We start from the raw sequence: 17,105 nt of genomic DNA, 5'->3' as shown, positions 1-17,105 counted from the left end.
GAGGGGAAACGTGCAGGAGCGACACAACCGAGGAGCCGCGACCACCGAGGGGGGCTTAGCAGGATGAGCCACGACTCCACTGCCGCGCAGGAGACGACGAACCGGAAGCTCTCCGGGCGCCGCCGCAAGGAGATCGTCGCGGTGCTGCTGTTCAGCGGCGGCCCCATCTTCGAGAGTTCCATACCGTTGTCGGTGTTCGGGGTTGACCGCCAGGACGCCGGCGTACCGCGCTACCGCCTGCTCGTCTGCGGGGGCGAAGAAGGCCCCCTGCGGACGACGGGAGGCATGGAACTCACCGCGCCACACGGCCTGGAGGCGATATCCCGGGCGGGCACCGTCGTGGTGCCGGCCTGGCGTTCGATCACCTCGCCACCGCCGGAGGAGGCCCTGGACGCACTGCGCCGGGCCCACGAGGAGGGCGCCCGCATCGTCGGGCTGTGCACCGGCGCCTTCGTCCTCGCGGCGGCGGGCCTGCTGGACGGCCGTCCAGCGACCACGCACTGGATGTACGCGCCGACGCTGGCGAAACGCTATCCGTCGGTGCACGTCGATCCACGGGAACTCTTCGTGGACGACGGCGACGTGCTGACGTCGGCGGGCACCGCCGCCGGGATCGACCTGTGCCTGCACATCGTGCGCACGGACCACGGCAACGAGGCGGCCGGCGCGCTCGCCCGCCGCCTGGTGGTCCCGCCGCGCCGCAGCGGCGGCCAGGAGCGCTACCTCGACCGGTCTTTACCGGAGGAGATCGGCGCCGACCCGCTCGCCGAGGTCGTCGCCTGGGCGCTGGAGCACCTCCACGAACAGTTCGACGTGGAGACGCTGGCGGCACGCGCGTACATGAGCCGTCGCACGTTCGACCGACGGTTCCGCTCGCTGACCGGCAGCGCGCCGCTGCAGTGGCTGATCACGCAGCGGGTGCTCCAGGCGCAGCGCCTGCTGGAGACGTCGGACTACTCGGTGGACGAGGTCGCCGGACGCTGCGGCTTCCGCTCACCGGTCGCGCTGCGCGGACACTTCCGGCGCCAGCTGGGCTCGTCCCCGGCCGCCTACCGGGCCGCGTACCGCGCGCGGCGCCCGCAGGCCGACCGGAACCAGGACACCGAGGGCGCCGCGGGAGCCCTCTCATCCGGCCAGCCGGGCCAGCCGGGACCCCAGGTGCCGGCCGCCCTGCACCCGGACGGCCCGCTCCCGCACCAGTCCCGCCGCACGGCGGCGGCCGGCGCCCTGGGCCCGTCCCTGACGGCCCCGGCCCTTCCGGGCCAGCGCAGCGCGCCGTGAGCCGACCGCCGTCACACGGCGAACGGGCCGGAGCCATCGGGCTCCGGCCCGTTCGCCGTGTACGGACCCCGGGCCCGGAGCGGGGCCGGGGCGGCGGCCCGGCGACGTCCGCACCGGCGCCGGGACGCCACGGGAGCCCGCGCTTCACCACCCGGTCCCGCACCGTGCGGCGCCCCGTAAGGTGAGACACATGAACGATCGCATGGTGTGGATCGACTGCGAGATGACCGGCCTCTCGCTGTCGGACGACGCGCTCATCGAGGTGGCCGCCCTCGTCACCGACTCCGAGCTGAACGTGCTCGGTGAGGGCGTCGACATCGTCATCCGTCCGCCGGAGCGGGCCCTGGAGACGATGCCGGAGGTGGTGCGGGAGATGCACACCGCGTCCGGGCTGCTCGCCGAACTGGAGGGCGGCACGACGCTCGAGGAGGCCGAGCGGCGGGTCCTCGACTATGTGAGGGAGCACGTCAAGGAGCCCGGCAAGGCGCCCCTGTGCGGCAACTCCGTCGGCACCGACCGCGGTTTCCTGCTGCGGGACATGCCGGCCCTGGAGGACTACCTCCACTACCGCATCGTGGACGTGTCCAGCATCAAGGAGCTGGCCCGCCGCTGGTACCCGAAGGCGTACTTCAACAGTCCCGAGAAGAACGGCAACCACCGCGCCCTCGCCGACATCCGGGAGTCCATCGCGGAGCTGCGCTACTACCGCGAGGCCGTCTTCGTACCGCAGCCGGGACCCGACTCGGACACCGCGAAGAGGATCGCAGCGAAGCACGTCCTGCCTGCTCAGTAGGCGGATCGGGGGGTCGTCGGGGGCCGCCGCGGAAAGCGTGCGCGAGCACCCCTTCGGACCCTGTACACTTTTTCTCGGCCGGTCGGGGAAGTCACCGACTCCAACCGACAAGGCCATGGTGGGTGTAGCTCAGCTGGTAGAGCACCTGGTTGTGGTCCAGGATGCCGCGGGTTCGAGTCCCGTCACTCACCCTCACCGTTCAGCCGGTGACCTCGTGGAGAGGTCACCGGCTGAACTCGTTCCCGGCGGTGAACGCCGGGCGGGCCCCGGCGCCGGGCGCCGGCGGGGGCCCGTCCGGGGCGTCACGACGAGGCGCGGCCCACCAGCTCCGTGGCCAGCACCATCTGCCGCCGCTCCAGTTCCCGGGAGGCGGACGGGCGGCGGTCGGCGACCTCGGCGAGGAGGAGGTCGATCATCGCGCGGCCCATCTCCTCTATCGGCTGGCGCACGCTGGTCAGCGGCGGATCCAGGTGGCGGGCGATGGCGGAGTCGTCGTAACCGACCAGGGCCACGTCGTCGGGGATGCGGCGGCCCGCCTCGCGCAGGGCGTGCCGGGCGCCGGCCGCGGTGACGTCCGAGGCGGCGAAGACCGCGTCCAGGTCGGGGCGGCGCTCCAGCAGCGCCGCCATCGCGCGCCGGCCGCCCTCCTCGGAGAAGTCGCCCCGTTCGATCAGCAGCTCGTCCGCCTCGTGGCCGGCGTCGCGCAGGGCGTCGCGGTAGCCGTCGATGCGGCGCTGGGCGCCGTACACGTCGAGGCGGCCGGTGATGTGGGCTATGGTCCGCCGGCCCCGGCCGATGAGGTGCTCGACGGCCTGGCGGGCGCCGCCGTAGTTGTCCGAGTCCACCGAGGCGAGCGTCTCGTCGGCCGAGCGGGGGCCGCTGATCACGGCCGGGATCTCCAGCTGGGACAGCATGTCGGGCAGCGGGTCGTCGGCGTGCACCGACACCAGCAGGACCCCGTCCACCCGGTGGGCGGCGAGGTACTGGGCGAGCCGCTGCCGCTCCCGGTCGCTGCCCGCGAAGATCAGCAGCAGCTGCATCTCGGTGTCGGAGAGCGCCGCGCCGACACCCCGGAGCATGTCGGAGAAGTACGGTTCGGCGAAGAACCGGGTCTCCGGCTCGGGCACGACGAGGGCGATGGCGTCCGTGCGGTTGGCCGCCAGGGCGCGGGCGGCCGTGTTCGGGACGTAACCGAGCTCGGCGACCGCCGCCTCCACGGCGGCGCGCGTGGCGTCGCTCACCCGGGGGGAGCCGTTGATCACGCGGGAGACCGTGCCGCGGCCCACACCGGCGCGCGCGGCCACCTCTTCGAGGGTGGGCCGGCCGCCGCTCCGGCCTCGCGCCCCGTGGCTTGCCATCGGCTCCGCCTTCCGTCGTATGTCACGCTGGCCTGGAATCTAACAGCCCCGCCCGTGACGGTGGTCGCCGCCGGGAGAGCGGCGTGCGGACCTCGGACCTCCGGGGGCGGAGCCCCGGCGCCAAGTTAACAGGCAGATAACTGAAGGCACTTTGCCGTGTCTGTTCCCTTGACACCCCCGCCCGGACCCGGGACTCTTCAACACATCACTTGTGGGAGCGCTCCCACGGTACCTGACACATACACAACCCGCACGTTCCCCGCCCGAGCCGCAACGCGCAAGATACGGGTCCAACAAAGCCGTTGGCCGGGGGGTCGGCACGTCAGGGCAACAGGAGGACGCAATGCGAGCACGTACCCTCCCCCTCTCTCGGCAGCGGTCGGGCGGGGGGAAGCCCATCGCCCGCAAGGCGCTGGCCGTCGCAGCGGCGGTGGCGCTGAGCACCGGGCTGCTGGCCGGCTGTGCCGACGACGGTGGAGACGACTCCGACTCCTCGTCGGGCGGCGGCGGTGAGGGCAAGACGACGATCACCCTGGGCCTCTTCGGCACCATGGGCTTCAAGGAAGCCGGCCTCTACGCCGAGTACGAGAAGCTCAACCCCGACATCAACATCGAAGAGAACGTCGTCGAGCGGAACGAGAACTACTACCCGGCTCTCGTCAACCACCTGACCACGAACAGCGGTCTGATGGACGTCCAGGCGATCGAGGTCGCCAACATAGCCGAGGTCGTCGGCACCCAGGCGGACAAGTTCACGGACCTGTCCAAGGTCGAGGGCGTGAAGAAGGACGGCTGGCTGCCCTGGAAGTGGGAGCAGGCCACCACCAAGGACGGCCAGACCATCGGTCTCGGCACGGACGTCGGCCCGATGGCCATCTGTTACCGCAAGGACCTCTTCGAGAAGGCCGGTCTGCCGACCGACCGCAAGGAGGTCGGCGAGCTGTGGGCCGGTGACTGGAAGAAGTTCATCGAGACCGGTGAGAAGTACAAGAAGGGCGCCGGCAAGGACTCCTTCTTCATGGACTCCCCCGGTGGCCTGATCAACGCCATCCTCAGCAGTGAGGAGGAGAAGTTCTACGACGCCTCCGGCGAGGTCATCTACAAGACCAACCCGGCCGTCAAGGACGCCTTCGACCTGACCGCCGAGGCCGCCGAGAAGGGCCTGGTCCAGTCGCAGACGCAGTTCCAGCCGGCCTGGGACACCACCATCGCCAACAGCAAGTTCGCCACCGTCGCCTGCCCGCCCTGGATGCTCGGCACCATCAAGGGCAAGTCGAAGCCGGACGCCGCCGGCAAGTGGGACGTCGCCGTGGCCCCCAAGTCCGGCAACTGGGGCGGCTCCTTCCTCGGCGTGCCGAAGAGCGGCAAGAACGTCGAGGAGGCGCAGAAGCTGGTGGCCTGGCTGACCGCGCCCGAGCAGCAGGCGAAGCTGTTCAAGGTGCAGGGCTCCTTCCCGAGCGCCCCGGCCGCGTACGACAGCGCCGAGGTGACCGGTGCGAAGAACGAGATGACCGGTGACGCCCCGATCGGCGAGATCTTCTCCGAGGCCGCCAAGCAGATCCCGGTCCAGGTCATCGGCCCGAAGGACCAGATCATCCAGCAGGGTCTGACGGACAACGGCGTCATCCTGGTGACCAAGGGCAAGTCCGCCGCGGAGGCCTGGGAGACGGCCACCAAGACCATCGACAACAACCTGGACAAGTGACCCGCATGGCCACCCGTTCCGACATCGCCGCGTCCCCCGTCAAGGGGGGCGCGGCCCCGGGCCGTGCGCCCGGGGGCCCCTCCGTGGACAAGGAAGAAAGGCGCCGGGCCAAACTGTCCCGCCGCTGGCAGCGCGACGCCCGCTGGAGCCCGTACGCGTTCGTCTCGCCGTTCTTCCTGCTGTTCGCGGCCTTCGGGCTGTTCCCGCTGATCTACACCGGCTGGGCCTCGCTGCACCAGGTCGAGCTGACCGCGCCGACCGACATGAACTGGGTCGGGCTGAAGAACTACACCCGGATCTTCGACGACGACTTCTTCTGGAACGCGGCGCAGAACACCCTGACCATCGGCATCATCTCGACTGTCCCGCAGTTGCTGATCGCCATGGGCATCGCCCACATCCTGAACTACAAGCTCCGCGCCTCGACCTTCTGGCGGGTCGCGATGCTCGCGCCGTACGCCACCTCGATCGCCGCCGCCACCCTGGTCTTCGTGCTGCTCTTCGGCCGTGACTACGGCATGATCAACTGGGCGCTCGGCGCGGTCGGCATCGACCCGATCGGCTGGCAGGACGACAAGTGGCCCGGCCAGATCGCCGTGTCGACCATCATCATCTGGCGCTGGACCGGCTACAACGCGCTGATCTACCTGGCCGCGATGCAGGCCATCCCGCAGGACCTGTACGAGTCGGCGGCGCTGGACGGCGCCAGCCGCTGGCGGCAGTTCCTGCACGTGACGCTGCCCTCGCTGCGTCCGACGATCCTGTTCACCGTGGTGGTCTCGACGATCGGCGCCAGCCAGGTCTTCGGTGAACCGCTGCTGTTCGACCCCAACAAGGGCGCGTCGGGCGGCGCGGAGCACCAGTTCCAGACGCTCGGCCTCTACCTGTACGAACAGGGCTGGGTCAACCAGCACCTGGGCCGTGCCTCGGCGATCGCCTGGACCATGTTCGCGATCCTGATCGTCATCGGCATCATCAACCAGCTCATCTCGCGCCGGCTGCGCGCCAGCAGTTAAGGAGTGTGGCCGTGACGACGACTGTGACGCCCCCCGAGACATCGCCCGCCAAGGCGCCGAAGCGTTCGCGTCTGCCGAAGTCCGCGCGAGCGGGCGGCACCCTGCACGGCGGTCCGATCGCGTACGCGGTCCTGATCCTGTTCACCCTCGTGTCGCTGTTCCCGCTGGTGTGGACCGCGATCGCCGCGTCCCGTGACAACCAGCGCCTGGCGGAGAACCCGCCGCCGCTCTGGTTCGGCTCGAACCTGTTCAAGAACCTGGAGATCGCCTGGAAGGACGCCAACCTCGGCGAGGCCTTCCTCAACACCACCATCGTGGCGGGCATCTCCGCGGTGACCATCGTGGTGCTGTCGACGATCGCCGGGTTCGCCTTCGCCAAGCTGCGGTTCAAGGGCCGCAACGCCCTGATGCTGCTGGTCATCGGCACGATGATGGTCCCGCCGCAGCTCAGCATCATCCCGCTGTACATGATGGTCGCCAAGCTGGACTGGACCGACCAGCTGCAGGCGGTCATCTTCCCGTCGCTGGTGAGCGCGTTCGGCGTGTTCTTCATGCGGCAGTACCTGCTGCAGGCGCTGCCCGACGAGGTCATCGAGGCCGCCCGGGTGGACGGTGCGAGCAGCTGGCGCGTGGTGTGGCACGTGGTCTTCCCGGCCGCGCGGCCGGCCATGGCCGTGCTCGGCATGCTGATGTTCGTGCAGACCTGGAACGACTTCCTGTGGCCGTTCCTGGTGCTGACCCAGACCGGCAACCCGACCGTGCAGGTGGCGGTCGCGGGTCTCGGCCGCGGGTACACCCCGGACCAGTCCCTGATCATGGCGGGTGCGCTGCTGGGCACGCTGCCCCTGCTGCTGGTCTTCGCGATCTTCGGCAAGCAGATCGTGGGCGGCATCATGCAGGGCGCCGTCAAGGGCTGACGCACGCTTCCGTCCTCGTACCCTGGGGGCCGGGTCACCGCCGCCTCGGCCCCTCCCCCCTCCTTTCCGTACTCGTCGGTCTTCCACGACCTCCTATGGGAGCGCTTCCATGTCTGACTCCGCAACGCCGGCGACCCCGGTGACCTTTCCCCCCGCCTTCCTCTGGGGCGCCGCGACCTCCGCGTACCAGATCGAGGGAGCGGTGCGGGAGGACGGGCGCACGCCTTCCATCTGGGACACCTTCAGCCACACGCCGGGCAAGACGTCCGGCGGCGACACCGGTGACATCGCCGTCGACCACTACCACCGCTACCGCGACGACGTGGCCATGATGGCGGACCTGAACCTGGGCGCCTACCGCTTCTCCGTCTCCTGGTCGCGGGTGCAGCCCACCGGCCGCGGCCCGGCCGTGCAGCGCGGTCTGGACTTCTACCGCCGGCTCGTCGACGAGCTGCTGGCGAAGGGCATCAAGCCGGCCGTCACCCTCTACCACTGGGACCTGCCGCAGGAGCTGGAGGACGCGGGCGGCTGGCCGGAGCGCGACACCGCGTACCGCTTCGCGGAGTACGCGCAGATCATGGGCGAGGCGCTCGGCGACCGCGTCGAGAACTGGATGACGCTCAACGAGCCGTGGTGCAGCGCCTTCCTCGGCTACGCCTCCGGGGTGCACGCCCCCGGCCGCACCGACCCGGCGGCCGCGCTGAAGGCCGCCCACCACCTGAACCTGGGACACGGCCTCGCCACCAAGGCGCTGCGCTCGGTGATGCCGACCCGCAACCAGATCTCGCTCAGCCTCAACACCTCGGTGGTGCGGCCCCTCTCGCCGAGCGACCCGGCCGACCGGGCGGCGGCCCGCAAGATCGACGACCTGTCCGGCGGCATCTTCCACGGCCCGATCCTGCACGGCGCCTACCCGGAGACGCTGCTGGAGGCGACCTCGTCGCTCACCGACTGGTCGTACGTCCTCGACGGCGACCTGGACCTGATCCACCAGCCGATCGACGCGCTCGGCCTCAACTACTACACGCCCACCCTGGTCTCGGCGGCGGACCCGGACGACAAGGGCCCGCGGGCCGACGGCCACGGGTCGAGCGAGCACTCGCCGTGGCCGGCCGCGGACGACGTCGCCTTCCACCAGTCGCCGGGCGAGCAGACCGAGATGGGCTGGTCCGTCGACCCGTCGGGCCTGCACGAGCTGATCATGCGCTACCACCGCGAGGCGCCCGGGCTGCCGCTCTACATCACCGAGAACGGCGCGGCCTACGACGACAAGCCGGACTCCGACGGCAAGGTGCACGACCCGGAGCGCGTCGCCTACCTGTACGGGCACCTCTCGGCGGTGCGCCGGGCCATCGCCGACGGCGCGGACGTGCGCGGCTACTTCCTGTGGTCCCTGATGGACAACTTCGAGTGGGCGTACGGCTACGACAAGCGCTTCGGCGCGGTGTACGTGGACTACGTGACCCAGCAGCGGACCCCGAAGTCCAGCGCCCTGTGGTACGCGCAGGCCGCGAAGTCGGGGACGCTTCCGGAGCCGGATCACATCTGACCGGCTCCGGCCGAGGGGACGGGGGAGCGGGGAAGGGGCGCGGCACTCTGGGGGAGTGCCGCGCCCCGTTGCTTCCGCGGGCGTCTCACTCGTAGGCGGCGAACGCCTTCGTGAAGGCGAACCCGTCCTGGAGGATCGAGCTGCAGGTGGGGTCGGCGGCCTGCTTGGCGCCGCCGGCGCACTGCCGGTCGCGGGCGCCGGACCACATGGACAGCCAGCCCAGGCCCTTGGCCTGGGCGAAGTCCACCAGCTGGGTGGCGTCGCCGACCTCGAAGACCTCGGTGACGACGTCGTTGACGCCGATCATGGGGGTGACGGCGACCGTCTTCCAGGCGTCGGCGTCGCTCAGTCCGAGGAGGCCCTTGATCTGGGCCTGGGTGGCGGTGGCGGCCTGCTCGGCGTAGGTGCCCATGTCGCCGCTGTACGCCGGTCCGTAGTCCATCGCCATGATGTTGACGGCGTCGATCCGCACGCCGTTCCTCTTCGCGTCGGCGAGGAGGTTCACGCCGTCCTGGGTGAGGCCCTCCGGCATCACCGGGAGGGTGAAGGAGACGTCCAGGTCCGGGTGGGCCTTCTGGAGCTTCGCGATCGCCCGGGCGCGGCGGGTGTTGGCCGCCGCGTCGGGCAGGGCGCCGCCCTCGACGTCGAAGTCGACCTTGGTGAGGCCGTAGGCGCTCACGACCTTCTCGTACGCCGCGGCCAGCGCGTCCACCGAGGTGCAGGTGGTGCCCAGTTCGGAGCCGGCCGCGCCGCCGAAGGAGACGCGGACGTCGCCGCCCTCGGCGCGCAGCGCGCCGATCTGTCCGGCCACCGCGTTGTCGCCGAGGCCGCTGACGCCGCCCCACGTGGGGGTGCAGCCGCCGCCGTCGGTGATGAAGGCGAGGTTGTAGTTCTTCACGCCGGTCGCCTCGGCGCTCGCGACCAGGTCGAAGGCGGGGAAGAGGGAGGTGTCGACGTAGGGCGCGAACCCCGCGGCGGTGCCCGTGCCGGTGCCGGTGTCCCCGGTGGGTTCGGCGGTCGGCTCCTCGGTCCGCGTCGGCTCCTCGGTGGGGGTGGGCTGCGTGGTGGGGGCGTCGGTGGGGCGGCCGTCGGGTTCCGGCACGGGCGCGGTGTCCGTGCCGCACGCGGCGCCGTCGACCAGGCAGCCGGACGGGTCGCCGGTGCCCTTGGCGACGAAGCCGACGGTGACGGACTCGCCGGCGGCCAGGCCGTCGGTGTCCCACTTCGCCGGCCGGACGGTGACGTGCCGTCCGCTGACGCTCGACTCGGCGTTCCACAGCGAGCCGAGCTCGGTGCCGGCGGGCAGGTCGAACTCCAGCTTCCAGTCCTGGTTCCGTTCGCCGCCGTCGTTGGTGACCACGTACTGGGCGGTGTACCCGGTCGACCACTCGCTGGTCCTGGTGTAGGCCGCGCCGACACCGGCCGCCTGGGCGGTGCCGGTGAACAGGAACGCGCCGCCGCCGGCCACGGCCGCGGCGGTCACCGCGCCGATCGCCTTGTTCCTGCCGCTGATCCTGCGCCGGTGGGTGCTCATCGCGTGCCTGCCTTCGTCGCCGTTCGGGGGGTGCGGCAGCACGCTAGCGAGCCGGATCCGGACAAATCTCTTGTTCCGGGAGGCCGTTGAGGATCTTAGGGCGCGCTTAAGGAAGGGATCGGGAGCGGTTAAAGGAGAAGGCCGCACGGCCCGGTCCGCGACGGCGTCGCACGCTCCCCCGGTGCCCGCGCCGCCGGGGCGCCCGCTCGCGTCCGTCGAGCTGGATCCAGATCCGCACCTCGGTCCCGCCGAGCACGGACGAGCCGATCCGCACGTCCCCGCCGGTCGACTCCGCGAGCCGGCGCACGATGTCCAGGCCGAGCCCGGTGGAGCCGTCGCTGCCGGAGCCCCGGCCGCGGGCCATCGCCGCCTCGGGGTCGAGTATGCCGGGGCCCGCGTCGGAGACCAGCACGATCACCGCGTCCTCGCCGTTGTGCACGTCGACGGCGAAGGCGGTGCCCTCGGCGGTGTGCCGGAAGACGTTGCCGAGCAGCGCGTCGAGGGCGGCGGCCAGGTCGGCACGGGCCACGGGGATGCGCACCGGCCGGTCGGCGCCGGCCACCCGCCACTTGCGGCCCTCGTCCTCGGCGAGCGCCGACCAGAACGCCATCCGTTCCCGCACCACCTCGGCCGCGTCGCAGCCGGCGCCGGGTCCCGCCGCGGCCGTCTGCGGTTTGGCCTCGCGGGCGGTGCGGATGATGGTGTCCACCTCCCGCTCCAGCTGCTCGACCGCCGCCCGGGTCTGCTCGGCGGCCGGTCCCTCGCCGAGGGAGGCGGCGTTCAGCCGCAGCACGGTCAGCGGGGTGCGCAGCCGGTGGGACAGGTCGGCGGCCAGTTCCCTTTCGTTGGCGAGCAGTTGGACGACCTGGTCGGCCATGGAGTTGAACGCCACGGCCGCCAGCCGCAGTTCGGTCGGCCCCTCCTCGGGCACCCGGGCGCCCAGCTTCCCCTCGCCCAGTTCGTGCGCCCCCTCCACCAGCCGCTGCGCGGGCCGCACCATCCGTACGCCCAGCCGGTCGGCGACCGCGACCGAGCCGAGGATCAGCGCGGCCCCGACCCCGGCGAGCACCGCCCAGGCCGTGCCGACGCCGTTGGTGACCGCGGACTCGGGGACGAACACCTCGACCACGGCGATCTCGCCGGTGCTCAGCGCCACCGGCTGGAGCAGCGCCGAACCGCCGGTCACGGCGGAGGTGGAGGCGCGGCCCAGCTTCCGCACGGCCGCGATGTCCTTCCCGGCGGCCCGCCGCTCCCCCAGGTCGAGGGCCTCGCTGCCGCCGCCGGCCGGGATGTGCACGGCCATCGCGGCGCCCGGACCGACGGACGCGACGACGCGTTCGAGCTGGTCGCGGTCGGTGGTGATGGACAGCGCGGGGGCGACGGCCGCCGCCTCCCGCTCGGCGTTCGAGAAGGCGCGGTCGCGGGCCATCTCCCGGATGACCAGACCGAGCGGCACCGCGAAGGCGATCACGACCATCGCGGTCACCGCCAGCGACACCTTCACCAGGGCCCATCTCACCGCGGCGGCTCCGCTCCGGGCGCGGCCGGGGGCTCCAGCTTCACGCCGACGCCCCGCAGGGTGTGCAGGTAGCGGGGCCGGGCGGCGGTCTCCCCCAGCTTCCGGCGCAGCCAGGACAGGTGGACGTCGATGGTCTGGTCGTCGCCGTAGGACTGCTGCCACACCTCGGCGAGCAGTTCCTTGCGGGGCACGACCACGCCGGGGCGGCCGGCGAGGAAGGCGAGCAGGTCGAACTCGCGCCGGGTCAGGTCCAGCCGCGCACCGTCCAGTTCGGCCTGGCGGCGCAGCGGGTCGACGGTCAGACCGCCGACCCGGATGACCGGGGAGGGCGCCGCCTCGCCGCCGCCGGTGCGGGCCCGGCGCAGCACGGCCGCCATCCGGGCCGAGAGGTGCTCCACCGAGAAGGGCTTGGTCAGGTAGTCGTCCGCGCCGGCGTTCAACAGCCGTACCACCTCGGTCTCGTCGTCCCGTGCGGTGGCGACGATCACCGGTACGTCGGTGATGCCGCGCAGCATCTTCAGGGCCTCGGAGCCGTCGAGATCGGGCAGTCCGAGGTCCAGGACGACCACGTCGAAGCGGTGGTGGGCGACCTCGCGCAGCGCCTCCAGCGCCGTGCCCACGCTGCGCACGGTGTGCGAGGCGTCGGTGAGTTGCCGGATGAGCGCCGAGCGTACGAACGGGTCGTCCTCGACCACGAGAACACGTGCCATGGGCGGCACCGTACGCCATGCCGGGCAGGCCGGGCGCGGGCCCGTGGACAACTCCGGACGCCTCCGCCGGCGCGACACCCCCGAGGCGGATGGGGCAGTATGGGCCGACGATGCGCAGAGGACTCGTACACGTACTGGCCTGGCTGCTCGCCACGGGCGCGGCGGTCACCCTGTCGTGGTGGGGTGTCAGCACGGTGATGGCGGGCACCGCCTACGACCCGCCCCGCGCCCTGCCCGTCGCGGCGGCCGACGCTGCCGAGGAGGAGTCGCGGGCGGTGTCGTCCTCGACGCGGCGGCCGGCGGAGCGGCGTTCGAAGCAGCCCGGGGCGACGCGGGAACCGTCGGCGGAGCCCGGCACGGCGTCGTCCTCGGCCCCGGTTCCGGAGCCGTCCCGGACCGCCGCCTCCCCGCCCGTCACCTCCCCCACCGCCCCGGCCGCCTCCGGCCGGGTGGAGGGCTACGACACCAAGGGCGGCCGGGCGGTGTTCGACCTCGGCGAGACCTCCGCGTCACTGGTGTCGGCGACCCCGGGGGCCGGCTGGTCGATGCAGGTGTGGAAGACGGAGTCGTGGATCCGGGTGGAGTTCGGCTCGGGCGCGGACCGGGTGTCGGTCTTCTGCACCTGGCACGACGGACCGCCGCGGGTGGAGATCGGAACGTACTGAGGGGTTCCGTCACCGGAAGACGGACGCGGGGGGCGCCGGTGAGGCGACCGCCGCCCGGTCCGTCACGGGGGCGGCCCCGCCGGTGAAGTCGAGGAGTTCCCTGCCGTGCTGGACGCGGCCCGGGTGCGGGTCGGAGGCGGCCCGGCGGGTCAGCTCGGCGATCGGCAGGGGCGCGTCGGAGGCGACCAGGACGGCGTTGCCGAAGCGTCTGCCGCGCAGCACCGCGGGGTCGGCGATCAGCGCGAGTTCGGCGAACCGGGCGGCGGCGGTGGCGATCTGGCCGCGCAGGTGCGCCAGCGGCGGCCCGTCGGCGAGGTTGGCGGCGTAGACCCCGCCGGGGGCGAGGGCCCTGCGGACGTCGTCGAGGAACTCGGTCGAGGTGAGGTGGGCGGGGGTGCGGGCCCCGCTGAAGACGTCGGCGACGACGAGTCCGGCCCAGCCGTCCGGCACTTTGGCGAGCCCTTCGCGGGCGTCCGTCGAACGCACCCGGATGCGGGCCCCGGTGTCCAGGGGCAGCTCCCGCCGGACCAGTCGCACCAGCGCCGCGTCGCGTTCGACGACCTGCTGGGTGGAACGGGGGCGGGTGGCGGCGACGTACCGGGCGAGGGTGAGGGCGCCGCCGCCGAGGTGCACGGCCCGCAGGGGCTTGCCGGGCGGGGCCGCGAGATCGACGACGTGGCCGAACCGGCGCTGGTACTCGAAGGACAGGTACGACGGGTCGTCGAGGTCGACGTGCGACTGCGGCGCGTCGTCGATCAGCAGCGTCCAGGCCCGCGCCCGCTCCCGGTCCGGGACGAGCCGGGCGAGCCCCCCGTCGACCGGTTCGACGACGGCCTCGGCGGCTGCCTGCCGGCGCCCACTGTTCCTGGTCCTTCCCATCCCCCCATGGTTCCAGAGCCTCCGGCCCCGCCGCGCAGCCCCTCCGGCGCTCGAGGAACCGGAACCCCCGACGGACGGGAACGGGCGGGGACGGGGGTGGGCGGCGGGGGCGGAATCCCCGGCCCTCCACGGACCCGAACCTCACACGCACCCGTCCGCGGCCTCGATCGTCCGCTGGGCCTCGTCCAGTGCCTCCCGCAGCGCCGCGGGATCCGTCGCCGGCTCCGCCTCCCCCGGCGGCAGCAGCCAGACCGACCCCTCCCCCGGAGGGGCCGGCGCCGGTCTCGGCCCGCGGCCCTCCGTCTCCGTGCAGACGCTGCCCGGCACGTCCCAGGCCGCGGCCGTCCCCGGCGGCACCAGGAACCCCAGCGTGTCACACCCGTCGTCGTGCAGCACCGGCCCCATCGCGTCCCCGGCGCCGCGCCGCAGGATGTCGACCGCCTCCAGTCCCTGCCGCGCCGGAACCGTGACCACGTCGCAGTCCGCACTCGACAGCTCCGACGGGTTCTTGCTCCCACTGGTCGTCATCCCGGCCTCCACCGCACGCATAGGGCCCCCGGCTACACGGAGACCAACGAACCGGAACGTCAACGGCTACGACGAAAGTCCGCCGCAAAGGATGGCAGTTCATGGCAGATCACGGATGACATATCCGGATTGTTGCCAAACTCCGCGTAGTGACTCCGTCACAGCAGGTACGTTCTAGCCCGCCGGAAACAGGGCGCCACACCTACAAAACGCCCCGGATCCGGCATGGTTCGACGGTTCGCAGAGAGGACCCGGCCATGGCGTCGTCGACGGTGCCCTCGTCCCAGCCCCCCCGGCCCCCCCGGCCGAACCTCGCCTTCCGGCGGCTGCGGGGACCGCGCTCGCCGGCCGAGTTCGCCGCGGCGGTCCGCCGGGCCGCCCGCGAGATCGGCGAGCGGGTCAGCTGTGACGCCCGGTACGTGCACCGGGTGGAAGCGGGCGAGATCCGCTGCCCGAACTACGCCTACGAGCGGGTGTTCCTGCACATGTTCCCCGGCCGCACGCTGACCGACCTGGGCTTCGCGCCCCGCTCGTCGGTGCGCGGGCGCGGAGCGCGGACCGCCGGGGGGCCCTCCCCGGCTCCCCCCGAGGACCCGGCGAACGCCACGAGTGAGAACAGCGGGGCGTACGAGCCGTATGAGACGCAGGACCGGTACGACCCGTACGACCCGCACGACCACGAGGAGAGCGACGTGCTGCGTCGCGCATTCATGACCGGAGGGGGCGCCACGGTGGCCGCCGCCTCGCTGAGCCCCTACGGGTTCGCCTCCGACGCCTCGGCGGCGCAGCGTGCCGTGCGCCGCCCGGGGGCGAGCGACGCGGGCGCCCTGGAGGAGGCCGTCCGCCGCATCCGGCTGCTGGACGACCGGCACGGGGCGGACGGGTTGTACCGCCGTGCGGCGGCCCCCCTGCGCGCCGCCTACGCGCTGCTGGACGCGGGGGCGATCCGGCAGCGGACGGCGGAGCGGCTGTACGCGGGCGCCGGTGAGCTGGCCATCTCGGTGGGCTGGCTGGCGCACGACTCGGGCCGCTTCGACGACGCGCGCTCGCACTACGCGGAGGCGCTGGCGACCGCGCGGATGACCGGGGACCCGGGGGTGGAGGCGCACGCCTTCTGCAACACGGCGTTCCTCGCGCGGGACGCGGGCCGGCCCCGGGAGGCGGTGCGGGCGGCGCAGGCCGCCCAGCGGGCCGCCCGGCCGCTGGGCTCCCCGCGGCTGATGTCGCTGCTGGCGCTGCGGGAGGCGGGCGGCTGGGCCGGGCTCGCCGACCGCACGGGCTGCGAGCAGGCGCTGGTCCGGGCGCAGGCGTACTTCGAGCGCGGGACCTCCGAGGCGGATCCGGAGTGGATGAGCTTCTACGGGGAGGCGGAGCTGGAGGGGCTGGAGGCGCAGTGCTGGTCGACGCTGGGCGACTGGCCGCGGGCGGCGCGGCACGCGCGGCGGGCGGCGGAACTGCAGGATCCGCACTTCACCCGGAACATCGCGCTGTACACGGCGGAGCTGGCGGACGACCTGGCCCGCGGGGGCCGGCCCGACGAGGCGGCCGAGGCGGGGATGCGGGTGCTGGACCTGCTGAACGACGTGCAGTCGTCCCGGGTCCGGACGATGCTGGCCGGCACGTCCCGCGTCCTCCTCCCCCACCGCCGCACCTCGGGCGTGTCAGCCTTCCTGGACCGCCACGAAGCCCTCCCCCGCACCATGTGATCCCCCGCACAGCCGCGGGCAGCCGTGCCTCCCCCGGAGCCCGAAAGGGCCCGGGAGGTGCCCCCAGGGCGATGGGGGTCCCCCCGCTCATGGGGGTCCCCAGTGGGGGAGAAGCCGGGAGTGGGGGAGGCACCCCATGAGCGCCGGGCCGCGCGGACACCCCGTCCCGCACCGCCCCGGGGCACCCTCGAACACACCGGGCCGGGGCCCGGACATCAGGCCGCCAGGTGCCCCGTCTCGTTCCACGACTCCACCGCCGGCTCCCCGTACGCCCACCCCAGCACCGACAGGGAGGTCGGATTCAACCGGATGCGGGCCGCGAAGCCGATCGGCAGACCGAGCCACCGCGCGCCGATCGAGCGCAGCACGTGCCCGTGGGCGAAGACCAGGACGTCACGGTCGGCCGACCGGGCCCAGTCCACCACCTCGTCCGCGCGGGCCGTCACCTCGGCCAGGGTCTCCCCCTCGGGGACCCCGTCCCGCCAGATCAGCCACCCGGGCCGCACCGCCTGTATCTCCCCCGGGGTCATGCCCTCGTACGCCCCGTAGTCCCACTCCATGAGCGTGTCCCAGGTCTGCGCGCGGTCGCCGAAACCGGCGAGCTCGCAGGTCTCCCGCGCGCGGACCAGCGGGCTGGTGCGCACCTCGACGCCGGGCAGCCCGTCGTACGGAGCCCGGTGCAGGCGCTCGCCGAGCAGCTTGGCGCCCCGGCGGCCCTCCTCCAGGAGCGGCACATCGGTCCTGCCGGTGTGCTTGCCGGACAGCGACCACTCGGTCTGTCCGTGCCGGGCCAGCAGGATGCGCGGTGCCATGGGAGACCTTCCGGGTGAGAGTTCGCAGGCGGAGCCCCTCCATCATCGCGCACGCCGGCGGGGGGCAACCCGGGGGGCGATCTCCGCGTCTCTCAGGTCCGGGGACGTGTCACGGGGGATCCGCGCACGCCGT

15 protein-coding genes and 1 tRNA gene are annotated in these 17,105 nt (G+C 72.8%); 9 read left to right on the top strand and 7 right to left on the bottom strand.

Features of this window, described 5'->3' with window-relative positions:
* Positions 1 to 63: 63 nt before the first annotated feature.
* The 3 genes from ABTY20_RS08530 (at position 64) to ABTY20_RS08520 (ending at position 2,265) form a co-directional block, all read left to right on the top strand.
* Positions 64 to 1,281 (top strand): helix-turn-helix domain-containing protein, encoded by a 1,218-nt coding sequence (locus tag ABTY20_RS08530; protein WP_351996211.1) that lies wholly within the window; start codon positions 64 to 66, stop codon positions 1,279 to 1,281.
* Positions 1,282 to 1,471: 190 nt separating this feature from the next.
* A complete protein-coding gene (gene orn / locus ABTY20_RS08525; protein ID WP_351996210.1) occupies positions 1,472 to 2,074 on the top strand; it encodes an oligoribonuclease in 603 nt (200 codons plus the stop codon).
* Positions 2,075 to 2,192: 118 nt separating this feature from the next.
* Positions 2,193 to 2,265 (top strand) — tRNA-His (locus ABTY20_RS08520).
* A 111-nt stretch (positions 2,266 to 2,376) separates the two neighbouring features.
* On the opposite strand, the gene ABTY20_RS08515 is transcribed toward ABTY20_RS08520, so the two are convergent.
* The gene (locus ABTY20_RS08515) at positions 2,377 to 3,432 is read right to left on the bottom strand and encodes a LacI family DNA-binding transcriptional regulator (protein WP_351996209.1); all 1,056 of its coding nucleotides are present in this window, start codon (positions 3,430 to 3,432) and stop codon (positions 2,377 to 2,379) included.
* A 343-nt stretch (positions 3,433 to 3,775) separates the two neighbouring features.
* On the opposite strand from ABTY20_RS08515, the gene ABTY20_RS08510 reads away from it, so the two are divergent.
* The 4 genes from ABTY20_RS08510 to ABTY20_RS08495 all read left to right on the top strand — a co-directional run bounded on the left by ABTY20_RS08510 (position 3,776) and on the right by ABTY20_RS08495 (position 8,619).
* Positions 3,776 to 5,137: an ABC transporter substrate-binding protein gene (locus ABTY20_RS08510; protein ID WP_351996208.1), complete on the top strand. Its 1,362-nt coding sequence runs from the start codon at positions 3,776 to 3,778 to the stop codon at positions 5,135 to 5,137.
* 5 nt (positions 5,138 to 5,142) lie between these two features.
* Complete coding sequence (locus ABTY20_RS08505) at positions 5,143 to 6,153, top strand: carbohydrate ABC transporter permease (protein ID WP_351996275.1); 1,011 nt, start codon at positions 5,143 to 5,145, stop codon at positions 6,151 to 6,153.
* Between the two features lie 11 nt (positions 6,154 to 6,164).
* On the top strand, positions 6,165 to 7,070 hold the full coding sequence (locus ABTY20_RS08500) for a carbohydrate ABC transporter permease (RefSeq protein WP_351996207.1): 906 nt from the start codon (positions 6,165 to 6,167) through the stop codon (positions 7,068 to 7,070).
* Positions 7,071 to 7,179: 109 nt separating this feature from the next.
* The gene (locus ABTY20_RS08495; protein WP_351996206.1) at positions 7,180 to 8,619 is read left to right on the top strand and encodes a GH1 family beta-glucosidase; all 1,440 of its coding nucleotides are present in this window, start codon (positions 7,180 to 7,182) and stop codon (positions 8,617 to 8,619) included.
* Positions 8,620 to 8,704: 85 nt separating this feature from the next.
* Here ABTY20_RS08495 and ABTY20_RS08490 read toward each other — a convergent pair whose 3' ends face one another.
* The 3 genes from ABTY20_RS08490 to ABTY20_RS08480 all read right to left on the bottom strand — a co-directional run bounded on the left by ABTY20_RS08490 (position 8,705) and on the right by ABTY20_RS08480 (position 12,382).
* Complete coding sequence (locus ABTY20_RS08490; RefSeq protein WP_351996205.1) at positions 8,705 to 10,153, bottom strand: cellulose binding domain-containing protein; 1,449 nt, start codon at positions 10,151 to 10,153, stop codon at positions 8,705 to 8,707.
* A gap of 106 nt (positions 10,154 to 10,259) precedes the next feature.
* The gene (locus ABTY20_RS08485) at positions 10,260 to 11,672 is read right to left on the bottom strand and encodes a sensor histidine kinase (RefSeq protein ID WP_351996204.1); all 1,413 of its coding nucleotides are present in this window, start codon (positions 11,670 to 11,672) and stop codon (positions 10,260 to 10,262) included.
* On the bottom strand, positions 11,669 to 12,382 hold the full coding sequence (locus tag ABTY20_RS08480) for a response regulator transcription factor (RefSeq protein WP_351996203.1): 714 nt from the start codon (positions 12,380 to 12,382) through the stop codon (positions 11,669 to 11,671). Before ABTY20_RS08480 ends, ABTY20_RS08485 begins: the two co-directional genes overlap by 4 nt.
* 110 nt (positions 12,383 to 12,492) lie before the next feature.
* Here ABTY20_RS08480 and ABTY20_RS08475 point away from each other — a divergent pair, with 110 nt between their 5' ends.
* Positions 12,493 to 13,047: a hypothetical protein gene (locus tag ABTY20_RS08475; RefSeq protein ID WP_351996202.1), complete on the top strand. Its 555-nt coding sequence runs from the start codon at positions 12,493 to 12,495 to the stop codon at positions 13,045 to 13,047.
* Positions 13,048 to 13,056: 9 nt separating this feature from the next.
* Here the strand turns inward: ABTY20_RS08475 and ABTY20_RS08470 are convergent, their stop codons facing one another.
* Both ABTY20_RS08470 and ABTY20_RS08465 read right to left on the bottom strand, forming a co-directional pair.
* Positions 13,057 to 13,926, bottom strand: a complete 870-nt coding sequence (locus ABTY20_RS08470) for a spermidine synthase (protein WP_351996201.1) — start codon at positions 13,924 to 13,926, stop codon at positions 13,057 to 13,059.
* Between the two features lie 141 nt (positions 13,927 to 14,067).
* Positions 14,068 to 14,454, bottom strand: coding sequence for a hypothetical protein (locus ABTY20_RS08465; protein ID WP_351996200.1), 387 nt, complete (start codon positions 14,452 to 14,454; stop codon positions 14,068 to 14,070).
* Between the two features lie 257 nt (positions 14,455 to 14,711).
* Between ABTY20_RS08465 and ABTY20_RS08460 the strand changes: the two genes are divergently transcribed.
* A complete protein-coding gene (locus tag ABTY20_RS08460) occupies positions 14,712 to 16,160 on the top strand; it encodes an NsdA family TPR-like regulatory protein (RefSeq protein WP_351996199.1) in 1,449 nt (482 codons plus the stop codon).
* Between the two features lie 215 nt (positions 16,161 to 16,375).
* Here the strand turns inward: ABTY20_RS08460 and ABTY20_RS08455 are convergent, their stop codons facing one another.
* On the bottom strand, positions 16,376 to 16,972 hold the full coding sequence (locus ABTY20_RS08455) for a histidine phosphatase family protein (RefSeq protein WP_351996198.1): 597 nt from the start codon (positions 16,970 to 16,972) through the stop codon (positions 16,376 to 16,378).
* Positions 16,973 to 17,105 lie beyond the last annotated feature (133 nt).

The organism is Streptomyces sp. NPDC126497 (genome assembly GCF_040302425.1).
Lineage (GTDB): Bacteria > Actinomycetota > Actinomycetes > Streptomycetales > Streptomycetaceae > Streptomyces.
The sequence above is the reverse complement of the archived record's forward strand: the minus strand, read 5'-3'. Positions and strand labels throughout refer to the sequence as shown.